Raw genomic sequence first — 18,837 nt, forward strand, 5'->3', positions numbered from 1 at the left:
CCGCAGACCGAGGGCCCCGCCGAGCAGCCGCCCGTCCGAGGAGTGTCCGTCCCGTGCCGACCAACAAGCAGCGCCGCGTCGCCGCGCAGCGCCGTCTGCAGCGCCAGCTGGAGCGCCGTGCCGAGCTGGCCCGCCGGCGCCGCCGCAACCTGCTCGTCGTGGTGACCGTCCTCGCCGTGGTCCTGGTGGGCGGGGCGGTGGCGCTGGTCGCGGGCCTGGGCGGCGACGCCGACCCCAGCGCCGACGCCGCCACGAGCAGCAGCAGCAGCGCGCCCGCCGAGGCCACCGCCGCCCCGGCCACCACCAACGCCGACGGCACGGTGAGCTGCACCTACGCCCCCGACACCTCGGGCAACAGCAACCTCGTCGAGGCCGGCACACCGCCCGACCCGGCCGCCACCCCGGCCACCGGCACGGTCCCGGTGCTGATGAGCACCTCGCAGGGCGAGATCCCGCTGACCCTCGACCGGGCGAAGGCCCCCTGCGCGGCGGCCAGCTTCGCCTACCTGGCCCAGCAGCAGTTCTTCGACGGCAGCACCTGCCACCGCGAGGTGAACGCGGAGAGCTTCGGCGTCCTGCAGTGCGGCGACCCGACCGGCACCGGCCAGGGCGGCCCCACCTACAAGTTCGCCGAGGAGGTCACGCCGGAGACCACCTACCCGCGCGGCACCATCGCGATGGCCAACAGCGGCAGCCCGGGCTCCACCGGCAGCCAGTTCTTCCTCGTCTTCACCGACTCCCAGCTCCCGCCGGACTACACGGTCGTGGGCACGGTCGACGAGGCCGGGCTGGCCGTGCTCGACACGATCGCCGCGGCGGGCAACGACGGCTCCTTCGAGCCCAGCCCCGGTGGCGGCGCCCCGAACGTGCCGGTGACCATCGACACGATGACCGTCGTCGCGTGAGCCGCCTGCGGGCGGCCGGGCTGGCCGCCGCGCTGCTGTCGCTCGCGGCCTGCGGCGACGGCGGGTCCGGTGCGGCGGGCCCCACGGCCGGGGCCGGCGGGGGCGCGGCCGGCGGGGGCGGGTCGGCGTCGACGGCGACCTGCGACTGGGTGGCCGCGCGCTCGGGGAACCCGTACGCCGTCGAGGTGCCCACCCCGCCCGAGGAGGTGCCCGCCGAGGGCACCGCGGCGCTGCAGGTGGGCACCAGCCTCGGCGACCTGACGCTCACCCTCGACCGCGCCGGCGCCCCGTGCGCGGCGGCGAGCATGCTGCACCTGGCCGGGCAGGGCTTCTTCGACGGCTCGGCCTGCCACCGCGAGGTCGACAGCGAGGGGCTGCAGGTGCTGCAGTGCGGCGACCCCACGGGCACCGGCGCGGGCGGCCCCACCTACGCCTTCCCCACCGACGTCGACGGCGACGAGACCTACCCGCGGGGCACCGTGGCGATGGCGAACAGCGGGCAGGGTCTCGACGGCAGCCAGTTCTTCCTCGTGTGGGGCGACAGCCTGCTGCCGCCGGACTACACGGTCGTGGGCACCGTCGACGACGCCGGGCTCGCGGTGCTGGACCAGGTCGCGGCCAACGGCAACGACGGCTCGCTCGATCCCAGCCCGGGCGGTGGCGCGCCGACGGTCCCGGTGACCCTGACGTCCGTGGCGCCGGCGCCGTGAGCGACCCCGGCGCCGGCTCTCCCGACGACCTCTACGCCGGCTTCCCCGCGGGCTTCTTCGACCGCGACGACGAGTCCCCCGACTCGTTCTTCTACGGGCCGCCGCGGCTGGTCACCCACATCGACGACGCCGCGATCGCCGCGGTCGGTGATCTCTACGCCGAGCTCGGCATCGACGGCGCCGCCCCCGCTCCCCGGCGGGTGCTCGACCTCATGTCCTCGTGGGTCTCGCACTTCCGCACTCCGCCGGCCGAGCTGGTGGTGCTGGGCATGAACGGCGAGGAGCTCGCCGCCAACCCCGCGGCCACCGAGCGCCTGGTGCACGACCTCAACGCCGACCCCCGGCTGCCGCTGCCCGACGACGACGTCGACGCGGCGGTCTGCTGCGTGTCGGTCGACTACCTGACCCGCCCGGTCGAGGTGCTGGCCGAGGTCGGCCGGGTGCTGCGCCCCGGCGGCCCGCTGGCGGTCACCTTCAGCAACCGCTGCTTCCCGACCAAGGCCGTCCGCGGCTGGCTGTACACCGACGACGAGCAGCACGGGGCGATCGTCGCCGAGCTGGTGCGCCGGACCGGCCGGTTCACCGAGCCCGAGGTCTCGCTGCGCACCCGCCCGGGCGCCGGCGACCCGCTGTACGCGGTGGTGGCGCGGGCCCGCTGAGCGGCCTCAGGTCACGTCCTCGACCGCGACGTCGACCGCGGCGACCGGCAGCCCGAGGGTCGCCCCGGCCACCGCCGCCACCCGGGCCCGCACCCGGTCGGCGAGCTCGGGCAGCGGCACGCCGGCGCGGGCGGTCACCGACACCGACACCGACACGCGCAGCACGCCGCCCCCGGCATCCACCCGGCAACGGCCGGCCCGGACGTCGCCGGCCGACTCGACCGCCGCCCGCACCACCCGCAGCACCGCCGCCTCGGCCACCTCCACGCGGGCCCCGGGGGCGGCGGAGAGGACCACCGGCGCGCCGGAGGGGCGCGGCTCGGCGCGGACGGCGTCCATCACCCGGCGCAGCAGCGCCGGGGGCGGCACCAGCGCGGCGTCCTCGCGGCGGGCGGACGCGGTGGCGGCGGCGAGCACCTCGGGCACCGGGCCGTCGTCCCGGCGCCGGCCGTCCCCGGGGTCGGTGGTCAGCGCCACGCCGTCATCGCCTCCGCCAGGTCGGCCCGGGCCCGCGCCAGCCGCCCGCGCACCGCCACCGGGGTGGTCCCGACCGCCTCGGCGATCTCGGCGTAGGAGCGGTCGTGCAGCTCCCGGAGCACCCACACCGCGCGCTGCTCCGGCGTCAGGCCGCGCAGCGCCGCCGCCAGGGCCTGCACCCCGGCGGCCGCCTCCACCACGCGCTGCGGCTGCTCGCCGGGGCGGGAGTCGGGCAGCCGCTCCAGGGCGTCATCGGGCAGCGTGCGGCGACTCCGCAGCCGGTTGAGGCAGCGGTTGGTGGCGGCCCGGTAGAGCCAGCCGCCCACCGCCGCGTCGTCGCGCAGCCCGGGCAGCCGGCGCCAGGTGCTCACGAACACCTCCTGCACCACGTCCTCGGCCTCCTGCCGGTCGTCGAGCACCCGCACCGCCAGCCGGTACAGCGGCGCCTGGTAGCGGCGGACCAGCGCCTCGAAGGCACCGGTGTCACCGGCCCGCGCCCGGGCGGCCAGCTCGCCGTCCGGGACGGGCGCCTCCCCCGGCACCGGCGCCGCGGCGCTCAGCCCTCCCCCTCGTCCACCCGGCCACTGTCGCAGCGTCGCCCTGCCCCGGCAGCCCGGTCACCGGTCGGTGACGCTGCGCACCGGCACCACGACGTGGTCCGCGTCACAGGACCGATCGGCGCTGACCGCGTGACGACCCGGGAAGGAGTGGGTCCTACCAGGTGCCACGACATCCGATCCCGCACGACGGGTCCGAGGAGGAACGACATGAGCGCTCCCACCACCGGCACGCCCACCAACAGCACCGCGGTGGCCACCAAGCAGGACGCCGCCACCAGCCGCAGCACCCAGCTGACCAGCTCGCAGGGCCGGACCACGATCGCCGACACGGTGGTCTCCAAGATCGCCGGCATGGCCGCCCGCGAGGTCAACGGCGTCTTCCGTCTCGGTGGCGGCGTCGCCCGGGCCTTCGGCGCCATCCGCGAGCGCATCCCGGGCTCGGGCGGCCCGAACGTCTCGCAGGGCGTCTCGGTCGAGGTCGGCGAGACCCAGGCCGCCGTCGACATCGACATCGTCGCCGAGTACGGCGTGCCGATCGCCGACCTGGCCACCGGCATCCGCCGCAACGTGATCACCAGCCTGGAGCGGATGACCGGCCTGGAGGTCGTCGAGGTGAACATCAGCGTCAACGACGTCCACCTGCCCACCGACGACGACGCCGAGCAGCAGCCCTCCAGCCGCGTCTCGTGACACCCCTCGGCACCGTGGTCGACACCGGCACCGTGGTCGACGGCATCGACGTCGACCGGCTGGCGGCCGCGGTGGCCGCCAGCCCCGCGGTGGCCCGGCTGACCGCCGGCCCCGCGGGCGCGGGCGTCTACCTGCCGGGCCGCCGGGTGGCCGGGCTGGCCGTCCGCCCGCAGCCCGGCGGCGGCCCGGTCCGGGTGGCGGTGCACGTCGTCGCCCGGGCCGGGGTGCCGGTGCGGGACGTCGCCGGCCAGGTGCGGGCGGCGGTCGGCACCGTCGCGCCGGGCTCGCCGGTCGACGTCACCGTCGAGGACGTCGAGGACCTCGAGGACCTTGAGGACCTCGAGGACGCGGTGCCCGGAGCCGCCGGGGACGGACGGGCGTGAGCCGGCCCCGCGGCCCGGTCCCGGACGACGCCCGCGCGCGGCGACGCGCGGAGCGGGACTGGATCCGCACCCACCACCCCGACGTCGGCGGCGACCCCGCCGCGTTCGCCGCCGGACTGGCCGCGCTGCGGGCCGGCCGGGCGCCGGCGACCGGCGCGCTCCCCCGGCCGCGGGTCACCGTCGTCCGCAGCCGCGGCCCGCGCGCCTGCCTGCGCCGGCTGCTCGCCCCGCGCCGCCCGCCCCGCACCCGTCCCCTCCGCTGACCCCTCAGGAGATCCCCATGCGCCCCAGCCTCGTCGGCCTGATGGTCGGCCTCGTCCTCGGTCTCGCCGGTGCCTTCGGCGGCTTCGACGCCTTCCTGCTCGTCGCCGTCCTCGGCGCCGTGGGCTTCCTCGTCGGCCAGGTCGTCGAGGGCCGCATCGACCTGTCCGCCCACCTCGGCGGGGGACGGCGGTGACCGCCGTGGCCCTGCCGCCGGCGGGCGCCTCCCCGTCCGGCACCGTCCCCGACGCGCCGCGCGGGGACCTCGACGGCCGCGGCCGGCTGGTCGTGGCCGACCGCGTCGTGGAGAGGATCGCCGCCCAGGCCGCCGCCGAGGTCGACCGGGCCACCGGGTCGCCGCGCCGGCTGCTCGGCGTCGCGGTCGGGTCCGCCGAGGACCGGCCCCAGGTCGACGCCCGCGTCGACTGGCCGGTGGCGACCGTCTCCGTGGTCATGTCGGTGGCCTGGCCGGCACCGGTGCTCGAGGTGACCGAGCAGGTGCGCCGGCACGTCGCGGAGCGGCTGTCCGCCCTGGCCGGCGTGCGCACCGCCGGCGTCGACATCCGGGTGACGGCGCTGCCCGGCCCGCGCTCCCGCGACCGGCGGGTGAGCTGACGTGCGCGCCGTCGACCGGGTCCTCGCCGTCCTGCTCGCCGCCGCGGGCCTCGTGCTCGGCGTCCTCGTCGTCGTCGAGGTCGTGGCCGCCGCCGTCGACCGCGGGCCGGTCGCCCTCCCGTACGGGCCCGTGGCGGCCTGGCTGCGCGGGACGCCGTGGTCGGCGGGCGCGGCGGTCGCGGTCGCCGTCGGCCTGCTCGTGCTCGGCCTCCTGCTGCTGCTCGCCGAGCTCGCCCCCCGCCGGCGCACCGACCTGGTGCTCACCGGCACCGACCCCGCCGTGACCACCACGCTGTCCACCCGCAGCCTGGGCCGGCTCCTGGAGGTCGCGGCCACCGCCACGCCCGGCGTCGAGCGGGCCGCCGCGCGCGCCCGGGCCCGACGGGCGCGGCTGTCGGTGCACGTGCCGCTGCGCGACGCCGGCGAGGTGGCCCGGGTGGGGCGGGAGGCGCAGGCCAACGCGACCGCCGCGCTGGAGGAGCTGCAGCTGCGCCGGACGCCGCGGCTGCGGGTCCGCACCCGACAGGAGACCCGATGACCACCACCGAGGACCGCCCCGCGCCCGCCCCTGCCCCCGGCGGGACGCGGGGCCCGGCCGCGCTGCTGCCGCGCACCCGCGCCCGCGGCGTCGTCCGCGCCAACCGGGTCGTGCTGGCCCTGCTCGGCCTGCTGCTGGCCGCTGCCGGTGCCGCCGCGCTCGCCGTCGTCCTCGGGCTGTTCGGCCCCGGCCTGCCCGACCGCCCGGTGCTCGACGCGCCCGTCGGCCGGTTCGTCGACGCCAGCCCGTGGTTCTGGCCGGTGGTCGGCGTGGCCGGCGCGCTGCTGGCGCTGCTGTGCCTGTGGTGGCTACTGGTCCAGGCCCGGTCCGACCGCGTGGCCCGGCTGCCGCTGTCCCGCGACCCGAGGCGCGGCGACACCGAGCTCGACGCCGCGGCGCTCACCGGCGCGGTGGAGGACGAGGTCGAGGGCTACCGCGGCGTCACCCGCGCCCGCGCCGGCCTCTCGGGGGCCGGCACCGCGCCGCTGCTCACCCTCACGGTCACCCTCGACGGGCGGGTCGACGCCGGGGCCCTGCACACCCGCGTCGTCGACGGCGCGATCGCGCACGCGCGGCAGGCGCTCGGCCGGCCGGACCTGCCCGCCCGGGTGGAGCTGGTCCTCCCCCGCCGCGCCCGCCGCGACGTCCGCTGACGGGGCTCGACGATCAGGTGACCTGATCATCGAGCGTCCTCCCCGACGTCCCACGGTCAGGTCGGACACCGCACGATCAGGTCCCCTGATCGTCGCGCGGGTGCTCAGGCGGTGACGCGCTCGACGTCGAAGACGCCCTCGACGTTGCGCACCGTCTGCAGCACCGCGCCGAGGTGGGCCGGGTCGGCCAGCTCGAAGGTGAACCGGCTGACCGCCACCCGGTCACGGCTGGTCTGCACCGACGCCGAGAGGATGTTCACCCGCTCGTCGGCCAGGGCCCGGGTGACGTCGGAGAGCAGCCGGTGCCGGTCGAGCGCCTCGACCTGGATGGACACCAGGAACACCGACCCCGGCTGGCTGACCCACTCGACCTCCACCAGCCGCTCGGGCTTGCGCTGCAGGTCGCCGGCGTTGGTGCAGTCGGTGCGGTGCACGCTCACCCCGCCGCCGCGGGTGACGAAGCCGAGGATCTCGTCGCCGGGCACCGGGGTGCAGCACTTGGCGAGCTTGGCCCACACGTCGCTCATCCCGTGCACGACGACGCCGGGGTCGCCGCTGGCCGGGCGCCGGTGCACCGCCCGGCGGGTGGGGATCGCGGTCTCGGCGATGTCCTCGACCGCGCCCTCGGCACCGCCCAGCGCGGCCATCAGCTTCTCCACCACCGAGGCGGCGGAGATCTGGTTCTCCCCCACCGCGGCGTAGAGCGCGGTGACGTCGGCGTGGCGCAGGTCCTTGGCCAGGGTGACCAGCGCGTCGCCGCCGAGCAGCCGCTGCAGCGGCAGCCCCGACTTGCGCATGGCCCGGGTCAGGGCCTCCTTGCCGGCCTCCACCGCGTCGTCGCGGCGCTCCTTGGTGAACCACTGCCGGATCTTGGTGCGCGCCCGCGACGACCCGACGAAGCCCAGCCAGTCCTTCGACGGCCCGGCCGTGGGTGAGCGCGAGGTGAACACCTCGACGACGTCGCCGTTGGACAGCGTGCTGTCCAGGCTGACCAGCGCCCCGTTGACCCGGGCGCCGATGCAGCGGTGCCCCACCTCGGTGTGCACGGCGTAGGCGAAGTCGACCGGCGTGGACTGCCCGGGCAGGCTGATGACGTCGCCCTTGGGCGTGAAGACGAAGACCTCCTGCGGACCGAGGTCGTAGCGCAGGGTCTCGAGGAACTCGCCGGGCTCCTGGGCCTCGCGCTGCCAGTCGAGCAGCTGGCGCAGCCACAGCATGTCGTCGGGCGAGCCGACCTTGGCCGCGCCCATCTCCCCGGCGCTGGGCCGCCCGCCCGCGCGCGCCTTCTCCTTGTACTTCCAGTGCGCGGCGATGCCGTACTCGGCGGTGCGGTGCATGTCGTGCGTGCGGATCTGCAGCTCGACCGGCTTGCCCTGCGGGCCGATCACCGTCGTGTGCAGCGACTGGTACATGTTGAACTTCGGCATCGCCACGAAGTCCTTGAAGCGCCCCGGTACCGGCTGCCAGTGGGCGTGCATGATGCCCAGCGCCGCGTAGCAGTCGCGCACGGTGTCGACCAGGATGCGGATGCCGACGAGGTCCCAGATGTCGGTGAAGTCCCGGCCGCGGACGATCATCTTCTGGTAGATCGAGTAGTAGTGCTTGGGCCGGCCGGTGACGACGGCCTCGATGCCGGCGGCCTTGAGCTGCTCGGTGACCGACGCGGTGACCTCGGCGAGGTAGGTGTCGCGCGAGGGCGCCCGCTCGGCGACCAGCCGGACGATCTCGTCGTAGCGCTTGGGGTAGAGCGTGGCGAAGGCGAGGTCCTCGAGCTCCCACTTGATGGTGTTCATGCCCAGGCGGTGGGCCAGCGGGGCGAGGATCTCCAGCGTCTCGCGCGCCTTCTTCTCCTGCTTCTCCGGCGGGAGGAAGCGCAGCGTGCGCATGTTGTGCAGCCGGTCGGCGAGCTTGATGACCAGCACCCGCGGGTCGCGGGCCATCGCGACGATCATCTTGCGGATCGTCTCGGCCTGGGCGGCGTCGCCCAGCTTCACCTTGTCGATCTTGGTGACGCCGTCGACGAGGTGCGCCACCTCGGGCCCGAAGTCGGCGCTGATCGACTCCAGCGTCGCGCCGGTGTCCTCGACGGTGTCGTGCAGCAGCGCGGCCACCAGCGTGGTGGTGTCCATCCCGAGCCCGGCGAGGACGGTGGCCACGGCCAGCGGGTGGGTGATGTAGGGGTCGCCGCTCTTGCGCTTCTGGGTGGCGTGCGCGGCCTCGGCCACGTCGTAGGCCCGCTGCAGCAGCCCCAGGTCGGCCTTGGGGTGGCTCTGCCGGTGCAGCGCGGCCAGCGGCTCGAGCACCGGGCGGACCAGCGGCGCGCGCTGCCCCGCGACGATCCGCCGGGCCAGCCGGTCGCGCACCCGCCGCGGGCGCGGGGCGCTGGACTCGCCCTCGGCCGGCGGCTCGCTGCCGACGTCGTCGGGGCGGCGGACGACGGGGCGGCTCGGCAGCGGTGCCCGCTGGTCCGGCGACGTGCCGGCCGGCCCCTCGGGCCGCGCGGCAGCCACTCCGGTGGCGGGCGCGTCGGGGGACACGGCGACTCCTGCGCGGCTGAGGAGGTACGACCCTGACCATGCTAGCCGCGACCCGCCCGGACGCGGCCCGACCGGGCGGGAGTGCTCCCCCTCAGGTGGTCCAGAGCGAGTGGACGGCGTGCGGCGCCAGCCGCGCCCGCCCACCCAGCTCGGCCAGCTCGATGACCACCGACACCGCGGTCACCACCGCGCCGAGCTCCTCGACCAGCGCCAGCGCCGCGGCCAGCGTGCCCCCGGTGGCCAGCACGTCGTCGACGAGCAGCACCCGCTGGCCCGGCCGCAGCGAGTCGGTGTGCATCTCGATGCTCGCGGTGCCGTACTCCAGGGCGTAGTCGGCGGTGACCCGCTCCCGCGGCAGCTTGCCCGCCTTGCGGACGGGGACGACGCCGACGCCGGCGTGCAGCGCGACGGCGGCGGCCAGCAGGAACCCGCGGGCCTCGACCCCGACGACGACGTCGAAGCCCGGGTCGCGCGCGGCGCCGTCGTCGGCGTGCGCCACCGCGGCCGCCCGCGGGTCGGCCTGCTGCGGCGCGGCCAGGCCCTCGACCATCCGCCGGAACGCCGCGCCGTCGGCGAACACCGGCGTCAGGTCGCGGAAGAGCACCCCCGGCGTCGGGAAGTCGGGGACGTCGACGGCGAGCGTCGCGAGCAGCTCCTCGATCGGCAGCTCCTCCTCCGGTGCGCTCACCGGCGGCGCTTGCCGCCGGGGCGACCGCCGGGGCGCTGACCCGGGCGCGGCGCGGCGGTGGCGCCCCGCGGGCCCGGGGTGCGGGCCGGCTCCGGCGCGACCGACGACGGCGACTCGACGACGACGTCGGCCTGCGCCGGGCCGAGCGCGTCCGCGTCGCGCTCGGCCAGCGCCACCCCGCCGCGGGCCGGGCCGCGGGCGCGGCGGGCCCGGGCCACGGTGCCGGGGGTGGTGCCGCTGCCCTGGCGGGCGGCCGCCGACCGGCGGGCCAGCACCCGCCGGCGCAGCGCCTGCACCTCGGGCTCGCGCTCCTTGAGGTCGGCGACGATCGGGGTGGCCAGGAAGATCGACGAGTAGGCGCCCGCGGCGAGGCCGACGAACAGCACCAGCGCGAGGTCCTTGAGCGTGCCCACGCCGAGCAGGCCGGCGCCGACGAACAGCAGCCCGGCCACCGGCAGCAGCGCGATGACCGAGGTGTTGATCGAGCGCATGAGCGTCTGGTTGACCGCCAGGTTGGCCGCCTCGCCCCAGGTCATGCGGGCGCTGGAGGACAGGCCGCGGGTGTTCTCGTCGACCTTGTCGAACACCACCACGGTGTCGTAGAGCGAGAAGCCGAGGATGGTCAGCAGGCCGATGACCGTCGAGGGCGTGACCTCGAAGCCGATCAGCGAGTAGACGCCGGCGGTGACCACCAGGTCGTGCAGCAGCGCGAGGATGGCGCCGATCGCCATCTTGGGCTGGAACCGGACGGCCAGGAACGCGATGACGGCGACCAGGAAGACCGCGAGCGCCAGCAGCGCCTGGTCGGTGATGTCCTGCCCCCACTCGGCGCTCACCGACTCGGGGCTGACCTCGTCGGGGGCGACGCCGACGGTGCCGGCGACGGCCTCCACCACCGCCCGCTCGCCGGCGTTGTCGAGGCCGCCGGTGCGCAGCAGGATCTGGTTGCCGCCGACCACCTGCGCCGAGGCGACGTCCGCGCCGGCCTCGGTGGCCGCCTCGCGGACCTCCTCGAGCTGCGCGGTGGTGCCCGGCAGCCGGAAGCTGTTGCCGCCGGCGAAGTCGATGCCGAAGTTGAAGCCGCGGAACACCATCGAGGCGATGCAGACCAGCACGACGACGGCGGTGACCTTGTAGATCAGCCGGCTGCGGCCGACGACGTCGAGGCCGGCCTCACCGTTGTAGAGCCGGTTGACCAGCGACGCGCGGCGGCGCGGGCGGCGCGTCCCGCCCTCGGCCGGCAGGCCCGCCTCGGCGAGCGCGGTGTCGTCCGCCGCCGCGGCGGCGTCCTCGGTGGCGCCGGCCGCCGCGTCGCCCGCGCGGGCCTCGTCGGCGTCGGTGCCCACGGGCACCTCCGTCTCCTGCTCGCGGGTGTCCTGCTCGCGGCTCATGCCTGGCTCCTGTCCTGCGTGCGGCGGGCGCCGGACCCGGCGCCGACCAGCTCCCGCCCGGCGGCGGGCGCCGGCGCGGCGGCGTGGCTCGAGCGGTCGACCCGGCCGAGGCCGGAGAACCGGCTGCGGCCGAAGGACCGGTAGCGCGCGAGCACGGCCATCAGCGGGTGGGTGAAGAGGAAGACGACGATCAGGTCGAGCACCGTGGACAGGCCCAGGGTGAACGCGAAGCCCTTCACGTCGCCGATGGCCAGCCAGTAGAGGATCGCCGCGGCCAGGAAGCTCACCGCGTCGGCCGACAGGATCGTGCGGCGGGCGCGCACCCAGGCGCGCGGCACCGCCGAGCGCAGCGTGCGCCCCTCGCGCACCTCGTCCTTGAGCCGCTCGAAGTAGACGACGAACGAGTCGGCGGTGATGCCGATCGAGACGATGAACCCGGCGATGCCGGCGAGGCTGAGCGTGAAGCCGATCTGGCGGCCCAGCAGCACGAGGCTGGCGTAGACGACCACCGCCGACAGGAACAGGCTGGCGATCATCACCAGGCCCAGCAGCCGGTAGTAGACCAGCGCGTAGACGAACACCAGCACGATGCCGATCGCGCCGGCGACGAGGCCCGCCCGCAGCTGCTCGGAGCCCAGCTCGGTGGAGATCGACTGGGCGGTCGCCTGGGTGAAGGTCAGCGGCAGCGCGCCGTAGCGCAGCTGGTTGGCCAGCTCCTCGGCGCTCTGCTGGTCGAAGGAGCCGGTGATCGTGGTCTGGCCGTTGATGGCGCCCTGGATGCTGGGCGCGGAGACGACCCGGCCGTCGAGGGTGAAGGCGACGTTGCTGCCGACGTTGCTGGCGGTGTACTGCGCCCAGGTGGCCCGGCCCTCGCTCTTGAAGTCCAGCAGCACGACCCACTCGCCGGTGGTCTGCTGCGTGCCGGCGCTCGCGTCGGCGATGTCGGTGCCCTCGAGGATCGCCGGGCCCAGCAGGTACTTCTGCGAGCCGTCCTCGCTGCACGCCGCGACGTGGTCGATCGACCGGTCGACGCTGCCGCTGACCTCCTCCGGCGAGCAGGTCAGCGTCGCGAACTGCGCGGCCGCCTCCTCCTGGGTCACCGCGGGCGCGTCGGGGTCGGGGATGGCCGGGTCGGCCACCGCGCCGTCGCCGGTGGTGGCCTCCGCGCCGGCCGACCCGGTGGGCGCCGCGCTGTCGGTCGGTGCGGCGCCGTCGGTCGGTGCGGCGCCGTCGGTCGAGGTCGCGGCGTCGGTCGAGGTCGCGGCGTCGCTCGACGTGGCGGCGTCCGACGGCTCCGCGCCGTCGGTGGTCTCGGCCGGCGCCGCCGGCTCGGGACCGGCCAGCACCGGGCGGAAGCGCAGCTGCGCCGTCTGGCCGAGCTCGCGCGCCTGCTCGCCGTCGTCACCGGGCACGGAGATGACGATGTTCGAGTCGCCCTCGGTGACCACCTCGGCCTCGGCCACGCCCAGGCCGTTGACCCGCTGCTCGATGATCTGGCGGGCCAGCTCGAGGTCCTCGGGGTCCGGCGCCTGCCCGTCGGGGGTGCGGGCGGCGAGCGTGACGGTGGTGCCGCCGCGCAGGTCCAGGCCCAGCTGCGGCGTCCGGTCGCTGCCGGTGAGGAAGATGAGGCCGTACATCACGGCGATGATCAGCACCAGCGCCGCGAAGTAGCGGCGCGCGGGCAGGGCGCGGTTGGCCACGGGTGGGACTCCGCTCAGAGGGTCTTGCCGGTGGGGCCGTCCCCGGGACGGTCGTCCCGGGACGGCGTGTCGTCGACGACCGGGTCGACGACGGTCTCGCCGGTGGCCACCGGGCCGGGCAGGTCACCGGCCGGCGGGCGCACCTGCAGGACGGCCTGGCGGGCGTAGGTCACCACGACGCCCGGCGCGATCTCGACGTCGATGGTGGCCGGGTCGGCGAGGCCGGCGACGGTGCCGTGCAGGCCGCCGGCCATGGTCACCGGGACGCCGACGGCCAGCGCCGACTGCGTCTGCTGCTGCTGGCGCTTGCGCGCCCGGTTGGGCAGCACGATCAGCGCCACGAAGGCCAGCACGAGCAGGAGCAGGGGGAACAGTTCCACGACGGTGGTGCCTCTCTACCGCGCTCGCGTGCACGCGGTCGGTGCGGCCCCCTGTCGGGACCGCTCGGGTACGTCGGTCACGGCGCGCACGGCGACCGGCCGCCGATCCGCAGGTCGCGCGGCCGGGACCGGTCGACCCGGGAGGGTCGAGTTGCGCGCCAGCGCCGCCGAGTCTAGGCGTCGAACAACGGTTCCGACGACGAACCCGGGTCACGCGGGACTGCTGTGACACCCCCGAGGGGGATCCCGCCGCGCGGCACCGGCCGGCCGAGGTGCCGCCAGGCCGCCTCGGTGGCCACCCGCCCGCGCGGCGTGCGCGCGAGCAGCCCGGCCCGCACCAGGAAGGGCTCGCACACCTCCTCGACGGTGTGCGGCTCCTCCCCCACCGCGACGGCGAGCGTGCTGACGCCGACCGGCCCGCCGTGGAACTTGGTGACCAGCGCCTCGAGCACCTCGCGGTCGAGCCGGTCGAGGCCGAGCTCGTCGACGTCGTAGAGCGCCAGCGCGGCCCGGGCGACCGCGCGGGTGACCCGGCCGTCGGCCTCCACCTCGGCGTAGTCGCGCACCCGGCGCAGCAGCCGGTTGGCGATGCGGGGCGTGCCGCGGGAGCGGCGGGCGATCTCCGCCGACCCGTCGTCGGTGAGCTCGACGCCGAGCAGCTCGGCGCTGCGGGCCAGCACCAGCTGCAGCTCGGCCGGCTCGTAGAACTCCATCTGGCCGACGAAGCCGAACCGGTCGCGCAGCGGGCCGGTGAGCAGCCCGGCCCGGGTGGTCGCGCCGACCAGGGTGAACGGGTTGATCTCCAGCGGGATGGCGGTGGCGCCGGGGCCCTTGCCGACGACGACGTCGACCCGGAAGTCCTCCATCGCCATGTAGAGCAGTTCCTCGGCGGGCCGGGCGATGCGGTGGATCTCGTCGATGAAGAGCACGTCGCCGGGGCCGAGGTTGGACAGCATCGCCGCCAGGTCGCCGGAGCGCTCGATGGCCGGGCCGCTGGTGATCTTCACCGCGGTGCCGAGCTCGGAGCCGATGATCAGCGCGAGGCTGGTCTTGCCGAGGCCGGGCGGGCCGGACAGCAGCACGTGGTCCGGCGGCCGGCCCCGCCGCTTGGCGCCCTCGAGCACCAGCGCCAGCTGCCGGGCCACCTTGGGCTGGCCGATGAAGTCGCGCAGCGAGTGCGGCCGCAGCGCCGACTCGACGACCCGCTCCTCGTCACCGGCCTGCGGGGAGACGGCGAAGTCGCGGGAGATCCCCGCCTCGACCTCCCCGGTCAGCGACCGGTCGAACGGCGCGCTCACGCGTCCTCCTCGCTGGCGCTCGTCGGCCGCGTGCGCGGCACTGCTCTGCTCATCGGCTCGCTCGCACGCTCGCTCACGACCGGCCCAGCAGCTGCAGGGCCTGGCGCAGCAGCGAACCGACGTCGACCCGGCCGGTGCTGGTGAGCTGCTCGTCGGCCACCGGGGTCAGCGCGGCCAGCGCGGTGTCGGCCTCACGGCTGCTCCAGCCCAGGCCGACCAGCGCCGAGGACAGCTGGTCGCGCCAGGGGGCCACCGGGGTGAGCGGCGCGGCGCCGGCCGGCAGCGGGGGCCCGTCGAGCTGGGTGTCGGTGGCCGTGGTGCCCAGCCGGTCGCGCAGCTCGAGGATGAGCCGCTCGGCGCCCTTCTTGCCGATGCCGGGCACCTGCATCAGCGCCTTGACGTCGGCCATCGACACCGCGCGCCGCACCTCCCGCGGCGGGTGGATGGCCAGCACCGCCTGGGCCAGCCGGGGGCCGACGCCGTTGGCGGTCTGCAGCAGCTCGAACAGCTGCCGCTCGTCGTCGTCGGCGAAGCCGTAGAGGGTGAGGGAGTCCTCGCGGACGACCAGGCTGGTGGCCAGCCGCGCCTGCTCCCCCACGGCCAGCCGGGCGATCGTGCCCGGGGTGCACTGCACCGCGAGGCCGACGCCGCCGACCTCCACCACCGCGCCGTCGGGCGACACCGCGGCCACCCGGCCGTGCACCGAGGCGATCACCGGGACACCCCCTGCCAGCGCGGCAGCGTCCGCTGCACGACCGGCGCGCCGATGCCGCCGGCGATGGCGGCGGAGCGCAGCCGCTGCTGCGCTGGGCCGCGCCACACGTGGCAGACCGCCAGCGCCAGCGCGTCGGCGGCGTCGGCCGGCTTGGGGGCGGCCGCGAGGCCCAGCACCCGGGTGACCATGAGGGTGACCTGCTCCTTGTCCGCGCGGCCGTTGCCGGAGATGGCCGCCTTGACCTCGCTGGGGGTGTGCCAGGCGACCGGCCGGTCGGCCTGCGCGGCGGCCAGCGCCGCGACCCCGGCCGCCTGGGCGGTGCCGGTGGCGGTGCCCTTGTTGTTCTGGGTGAACACCCGCTCGATGGCCACCACGTCGGGCCGGTGCTCGCGCAGCAGCGCCGTCACCTGGGTGTGCAGCTCCAGCAGCCGCAGCTCCAGGTCGAGGTCGGCGGAGCTGCGGATCACGCCCACGCCGACCGCGGCCGGGCGCGCGCCGGGACGGCCGTCGACCACACCCCAGCCGCACCGGGTCAGCCCCGGGTCGATGCCGAGCACCCGCATGGACAGCCGCCTCCGATCCCGAACTGGTGTTCGACCGAGGCTAACCGCCCCGGCGGACACCGGGGACGGCGACACGCCTGGCGACAGCCGGCACGGCTCCTCGCAGGAGCCCGTGCCGAGCGGAGCGGGGCGCGGGGGCGAGGGGGTCCTTCGTCAGCCGACGCGCTCGAGGACCTCGTCGGAGACGTCGTAGTTGGCGTAGACGTTCTGCACGTCGTCGCAGTCCTCGAGGGCGTCGATGAGGCGGAAGACCTTGCCGGCGCCCTCCTCGTCGAGCTCGACGGTGACGCTGGGCACGAAGCCGGCCTCGGCCGAGTCGTAGTCGATGCCGGCGTCCTGCAGCGCGGTTCGGACGGCGACGAGGTCGGTCGGCTCGCAGACCACCTCGAAGGTGTCGCCGAGGTCGCGCACCTCCTCCGCGCCGGCGTCGAGGACCGCCATGAGCACGGTGTCCTCGTCGACCCCGTCGGCCCCGGGGACGACGATCACGCCCTTGCGGGTGAACAGGTAGGACACCGAGCCCGGGTCGGCCATGGAGCCGCCGTTGCGGGTCATCGCGGTGCGCACCTCGGAGGCGGCCCGGTTGCGGTTGTCGGTGAGGCACTCGACGAGCACCGCGACGCCGCCGGCGGCGTAGCCCTCGTAGGTGATGTTCTGGTAGTCCGCACCGCCGGCCTCGGCGCCGGAGCCGCGCTTGACCGCGCGGTCGATGTTGTCGTTGGGGACCGAGGACTTCTTGGCCTTCTGGATGGCGTCGTAGAGCGTCGGGTTCCCGGCCGGGTCACCGCCACCGGTGCGCGCCGCGACCTCGATGTTCTTGATCAGCTTGGCGAACAGCTTGCCGCGCTTGGCGTCGATGGCGGCCTTCTTGTGCTTCGTGGTCGCCCACTTGGAATGGCCGCTCACTGCTCTCCTCCGGGTTCGGGGGCGCCGGCACCGGCGCCACTGGGGACGGCCACCGCCCGGCCGACCGCGGCCGCCTGCCGCACGACGTCCACGAACAGCGCGTGGACCCGGGTGTCCCCGGTCAGCTCCGGGTGGAAGCTGGTGGCCACGACGTCGCCCTGGCGCACCGCGACGATCCTACCGTCGGCCGGTCCGCCCACGACCCGCCCGAGGACCTCGACGTCCGGCCCGGCCTGCTCCACCCACGGCGCGCGGATGAACACCGCCGACAGCGGGCCGCCCGGCACGCCGGTGAGCTCGATCCGCGACTCGAAGGACTCCGCCTGCCGGCCGAACGCGTTGCGCCGGACGGTGACGTCGAGGGCACCGAGCGTCGGCTGGCCGGGCGGGGCGTCGAGCAGGCGGTCGGCCAGCAGCACCAGCCCCGCGCAGGTGCCGTACGCCGGCAGCCCGCCGCGGACGGCGTCGCGCAGCGGCCCGAGCAGGCCGGTGCGGACGGCGAGCTTCGTCATCGTCGTCGACTCGCCGCCCGGCAGCACCAGCCCGTCGACGCCGGCCAGCTCCGCCGGGCGGCGCACCGGCACCGCCTCGGCGCCCAGCGCGGTCAGGACGGCGAGGTGCTCGCGGACGTCGCCCTGCAGCGCCAGCACCCCGATGCGGACGCGCTCCGGGGCGGTGGTCCTCACCAGCCGCGGCTGGCGAAGCGCTGCGACTCCGGCAGCGTGTCCAGGCTGATGCCGACCATCGGCTCGCCCAGCCCGCGGGACACCTTGGCGATCACGCCCGGGTCGTCGGAGAAGGTGGTCGCCTGCACGATCGCCGCGGCGCGCTGCGCGGGGTCGCCGGACTTGAAGATGCCCGAGCCGACGAACACGCCCTCGGCGCCCAGCTGCATCATCATGGCCGCGTCGGCGGGGGTGGCGATGCCGCCGGCGGTGAACAGCACGACCGGCAGCTTCCCGGCGCGGGCCACCTCGACGACCAGGTCGTGCGGGGCGCGCAGCTCCTTGGCCGCGACGAACAGCTCGGTCTCGTCGAGGGTGGCCAGCCGCCGGATGCCGGCGCGCAGGGCGCGCATGTGCCGGGTGGCCTCGACGACGTTGCCGGTGCCGGCCTCGCCCTTGCTGCGGATCATCGCCGCGCCCTCGGCGATGCGGCGCAGCGCCTCGCCGAGGTCGGTGGCGCCGCAGACGAAGGGCACGGTGAACGCGTGCTTGTCGATGTGGTGGGCCTCGTCGGCCGGGGTGAGCACCTCGGACTCGTCGACGTAGTCCACCCCGAGGCTCTGCAGCACCTGGGCCTCGACGAAGTGGCCGATGCGGGCCTTGGCCATCACCGGGATCGAGACCGCGTCGATGATCCCCTGCACCATGTCGGGGTCGCTCATCCGCGCGATGCCGCCCTGGGCGCGGATGTCGGCGGGCACCCGCTCCAGCGCCATGACCGCGACCGCGCCGGCGTCCTCGGCGATGCGGGCCTGCTCGGGGGTGACGACGTCCATGATGACGCCGCCCTTGAGCTGCTCGGCCAGGCCGCGCTTGACGCGGTCGGTGCCCGTGGTGGGCGTGGCGGGGACGTCGGCGGGCGAGGACACGGGCTGCTCCAGGGGGACGGGGGTGGCCGGCCGGGGAGGCGCTCGGCGCGGGTCCATCGTAGGTGGGCTCAGCGGGCGGCCGGTCCGGCGCCGCTGGTCACCGCGTCCAGCCCGTCCTCGACGTCGAAGAAGCGCGGCAGCGGGCGGTCGGCGTGCAGCCGCAGCAGCCGCGGCAGCCGGTGCAGCCGCAGCAGGTGGGTGTCGCGGACGGCGTCGTTGTAGAAGCGGCGGGCCAGGCCCATCCGGGCGTCGGCCTCGGCCAGCTCCGTCAGCAGCCGGGCGGGCACCCCGGGCAGGTCGGCGGGCAGCGCGCGCAGCTCCCGGCCGAGGGCGTTCTCGGCCAGCTCCCGGTCGCCGGTGGGGGGCTGGCGGGCGTCGTAGGCGGCGGTCTTCAGCCGGGTGGCGCGGTCCTCACCGAGGACGGCGGAGTGCTCCGCGGCGAGGTCGGCGGCGAGCGCGGCGCGCTGCTGCAGCCGGGTGTCGAGCACCGACCAGGCCCGCGCGACCCGGCCCTCGAGACGGCGCAGCCGGGTCAGCGTCCACGCCGTCCAGGCCAGCAGGAGGACGGCGACGCCCGCGACGAGCAGCAACCAGGCGTCGGGCGTCACGGCCGC

The 18,837-nt window shown here is 76.1% G+C and carries 24 protein-coding genes; 10 read left to right on the plus strand and 14 right to left on the minus strand.

The window, feature by feature from the left end:
- Positions 1 to 53: 53 nt before the first annotated feature.
- Genes BLQ97_RS16470 through BLQ97_RS16480 form a run of 3 tightly spaced genes read left to right on the plus strand, consistent with a single transcriptional unit; the run spans position 54 to position 2,274 of the window.
- Entirely contained in the window at positions 54 to 905 is an 852-nt protein-coding gene (locus BLQ97_RS16470) for a peptidylprolyl isomerase (protein WP_217637231.1), read from the plus strand.
- Complete coding sequence (locus BLQ97_RS16475; RefSeq protein ID WP_091367116.1) at positions 902 to 1,615, plus strand: peptidylprolyl isomerase; 714 nt, start codon at positions 902 to 904, stop codon at positions 1,613 to 1,615. The genes BLQ97_RS16470 and BLQ97_RS16475 overlap by 4 nt, the downstream gene beginning before the upstream one ends.
- A complete protein-coding gene (locus BLQ97_RS16480; protein ID WP_091367117.1) occupies positions 1,612 to 2,274 on the plus strand; it encodes a class I SAM-dependent methyltransferase in 663 nt (220 codons plus the stop codon). Before BLQ97_RS16475 ends, BLQ97_RS16480 begins: the two co-directional genes overlap by 4 nt.
- A 6-nt stretch (positions 2,275 to 2,280) precedes the next feature.
- Here BLQ97_RS16480 and BLQ97_RS16485 read toward each other — a convergent pair whose 3' ends face one another.
- A complete protein-coding gene (locus tag BLQ97_RS16485) occupies positions 2,281 to 2,751 on the minus strand; it encodes a hypothetical protein (protein ID WP_091367118.1) in 471 nt (156 codons plus the stop codon).
- Entirely contained in the window at positions 2,742 to 3,293 is a 552-nt protein-coding gene (locus BLQ97_RS16490) for an RNA polymerase sigma factor (RefSeq protein WP_091367119.1), read from the minus strand. The genes BLQ97_RS16485 and BLQ97_RS16490 overlap by 10 nt, the downstream gene beginning before the upstream one ends.
- A 225-nt stretch (positions 3,294 to 3,518) precedes the next feature.
- Here BLQ97_RS16490 and BLQ97_RS16495 point away from each other — a divergent pair, with 225 nt between their 5' ends.
- Genes BLQ97_RS16495 through amaP form a run of 7 tightly spaced genes read left to right on the plus strand, consistent with a single transcriptional unit; the run spans position 3,519 to position 6,451 of the window.
- Positions 3,519 to 4,001: an Asp23/Gls24 family envelope stress response protein gene (locus BLQ97_RS16495; protein ID WP_091367120.1), complete on the plus strand. Its 483-nt coding sequence runs from the start codon at positions 3,519 to 3,521 to the stop codon at positions 3,999 to 4,001.
- The gene (locus BLQ97_RS16500) at positions 3,998 to 4,384 is read left to right on the plus strand and encodes a hypothetical protein (RefSeq protein WP_217637232.1); all 387 of its coding nucleotides are present in this window, start codon (positions 3,998 to 4,000) and stop codon (positions 4,382 to 4,384) included. Before BLQ97_RS16495 ends, BLQ97_RS16500 begins: the two co-directional genes overlap by 4 nt.
- A complete protein-coding gene (locus BLQ97_RS16505; protein ID WP_091367121.1) occupies positions 4,381 to 4,647 on the plus strand; it encodes a hypothetical protein in 267 nt (88 codons plus the stop codon). The genes BLQ97_RS16500 and BLQ97_RS16505 overlap by 4 nt, the downstream gene beginning before the upstream one ends.
- 17 nt (positions 4,648 to 4,664) lie before the next feature.
- Positions 4,665 to 4,841 carry a hypothetical protein gene (locus tag BLQ97_RS23420; protein ID WP_091367122.1) on the plus strand — a complete coding sequence of 59 codons (177 nt, stop codon included), beginning with the start codon at positions 4,665 to 4,667 and terminating at the stop codon, positions 4,839 to 4,841.
- On the plus strand, positions 4,838 to 5,260 hold the full coding sequence (locus tag BLQ97_RS16515) for an Asp23/Gls24 family envelope stress response protein (protein WP_139173711.1): 423 nt from the start codon (positions 4,838 to 4,840) through the stop codon (positions 5,258 to 5,260). The genes BLQ97_RS23420 and BLQ97_RS16515 overlap by 4 nt, the downstream gene beginning before the upstream one ends.
- A gap of 1 nt (position 5,261) precedes the next feature.
- Positions 5,262 to 5,798 carry a DUF6286 domain-containing protein gene (locus BLQ97_RS16520; protein WP_091367123.1) on the plus strand — a complete coding sequence of 179 codons (537 nt, stop codon included), beginning with the start codon at positions 5,262 to 5,264 and terminating at the stop codon, positions 5,796 to 5,798.
- On the plus strand, positions 5,795 to 6,451 hold the full coding sequence (gene amaP / locus BLQ97_RS16525) for an alkaline shock response membrane anchor protein AmaP (protein ID WP_091367124.1): 657 nt from the start codon (positions 5,795 to 5,797) through the stop codon (positions 6,449 to 6,451). Before BLQ97_RS16520 ends, amaP begins: the two co-directional genes overlap by 4 nt.
- Before the next feature lie 104 nt (positions 6,452 to 6,555).
- On the opposite strand, the gene BLQ97_RS16530 is transcribed toward amaP, so the two are convergent.
- From BLQ97_RS16530 to BLQ97_RS16585, 12 genes are all read right to left on the minus strand, one after another.
- On the minus strand, positions 6,556 to 8,988 hold the full coding sequence (locus BLQ97_RS16530; RefSeq protein WP_281181432.1) for a RelA/SpoT family protein: 2,433 nt from the start codon (positions 8,986 to 8,988) through the stop codon (positions 6,556 to 6,558).
- Between the two features lie 91 nt (positions 8,989 to 9,079).
- On the minus strand, positions 9,080 to 9,676 hold the full coding sequence (locus BLQ97_RS16535; RefSeq protein WP_091367125.1) for an adenine phosphoribosyltransferase: 597 nt from the start codon (positions 9,674 to 9,676) through the stop codon (positions 9,080 to 9,082).
- Positions 9,673 to 11,067, minus strand: a complete 1,395-nt coding sequence (gene secF, locus BLQ97_RS16540) for a protein translocase subunit SecF (RefSeq protein ID WP_091367126.1) — start codon at positions 11,065 to 11,067, stop codon at positions 9,673 to 9,675. The genes BLQ97_RS16535 and secF overlap by 4 nt, the downstream gene beginning before the upstream one ends.
- A complete protein-coding gene (secD, locus tag BLQ97_RS16545; protein WP_091367127.1) occupies positions 11,064 to 12,767 on the minus strand; it encodes a protein translocase subunit SecD in 1,704 nt (567 codons plus the stop codon). Before secD ends, secF begins: the two co-directional genes overlap by 4 nt.
- Positions 12,768 to 12,781: 14 nt before the next feature.
- Positions 12,782 to 13,147: a preprotein translocase subunit YajC gene (gene yajC, locus BLQ97_RS16550; RefSeq protein ID WP_091367128.1), complete on the minus strand. Its 366-nt coding sequence runs from the start codon at positions 13,145 to 13,147 to the stop codon at positions 12,782 to 12,784.
- 173 nt (positions 13,148 to 13,320) lie between these two features.
- Complete coding sequence (gene ruvB / locus BLQ97_RS16555; RefSeq protein WP_281181433.1) at positions 13,321 to 14,445, minus strand: Holliday junction branch migration DNA helicase RuvB; 1,125 nt, start codon at positions 14,443 to 14,445, stop codon at positions 13,321 to 13,323.
- A gap of 73 nt (positions 14,446 to 14,518) precedes the next feature.
- Positions 14,519 to 15,160, minus strand: coding sequence for a Holliday junction branch migration protein RuvA (gene ruvA, locus BLQ97_RS16560; protein WP_091367129.1), 642 nt, complete (start codon positions 15,158 to 15,160; stop codon positions 14,519 to 14,521).
- A complete protein-coding gene (ruvC, locus tag BLQ97_RS16565) occupies positions 15,157 to 15,723 on the minus strand; it encodes a crossover junction endodeoxyribonuclease RuvC (protein ID WP_091110588.1) in 567 nt (188 codons plus the stop codon). The genes ruvA and ruvC overlap by 4 nt, the downstream gene beginning before the upstream one ends.
- Before the next feature lie 153 nt (positions 15,724 to 15,876).
- A complete protein-coding gene (locus BLQ97_RS16570; RefSeq protein ID WP_091367130.1) occupies positions 15,877 to 16,629 on the minus strand; it encodes a YebC/PmpR family DNA-binding transcriptional regulator in 753 nt (250 codons plus the stop codon).
- Entirely contained in the window at positions 16,626 to 17,315 is a 690-nt protein-coding gene (gene pdxT, locus BLQ97_RS16575; RefSeq protein WP_175471784.1) for a pyridoxal 5'-phosphate synthase glutaminase subunit PdxT, read from the minus strand. The genes BLQ97_RS16570 and pdxT overlap by 4 nt, the downstream gene beginning before the upstream one ends.
- On the minus strand, positions 17,312 to 18,223 hold the full coding sequence (gene pdxS, locus BLQ97_RS16580; protein ID WP_091367131.1) for a pyridoxal 5'-phosphate synthase lyase subunit PdxS: 912 nt from the start codon (positions 18,221 to 18,223) through the stop codon (positions 17,312 to 17,314). Before pdxS ends, pdxT begins: the two co-directional genes overlap by 4 nt.
- 68 nt (positions 18,224 to 18,291) lie before the next feature.
- The gene (locus BLQ97_RS16585; RefSeq protein ID WP_091367132.1) at positions 18,292 to 18,831 is read right to left on the minus strand and encodes a LemA family protein; all 540 of its coding nucleotides are present in this window, start codon (positions 18,829 to 18,831) and stop codon (positions 18,292 to 18,294) included.
- Positions 18,832 to 18,837 lie beyond the last annotated feature (6 nt).

The organism is Geodermatophilus telluris, assembly GCF_900102745.1.
Lineage (GTDB): Bacteria > Actinomycetota > Actinomycetes > Mycobacteriales > Geodermatophilaceae > Geodermatophilus > Geodermatophilus telluris.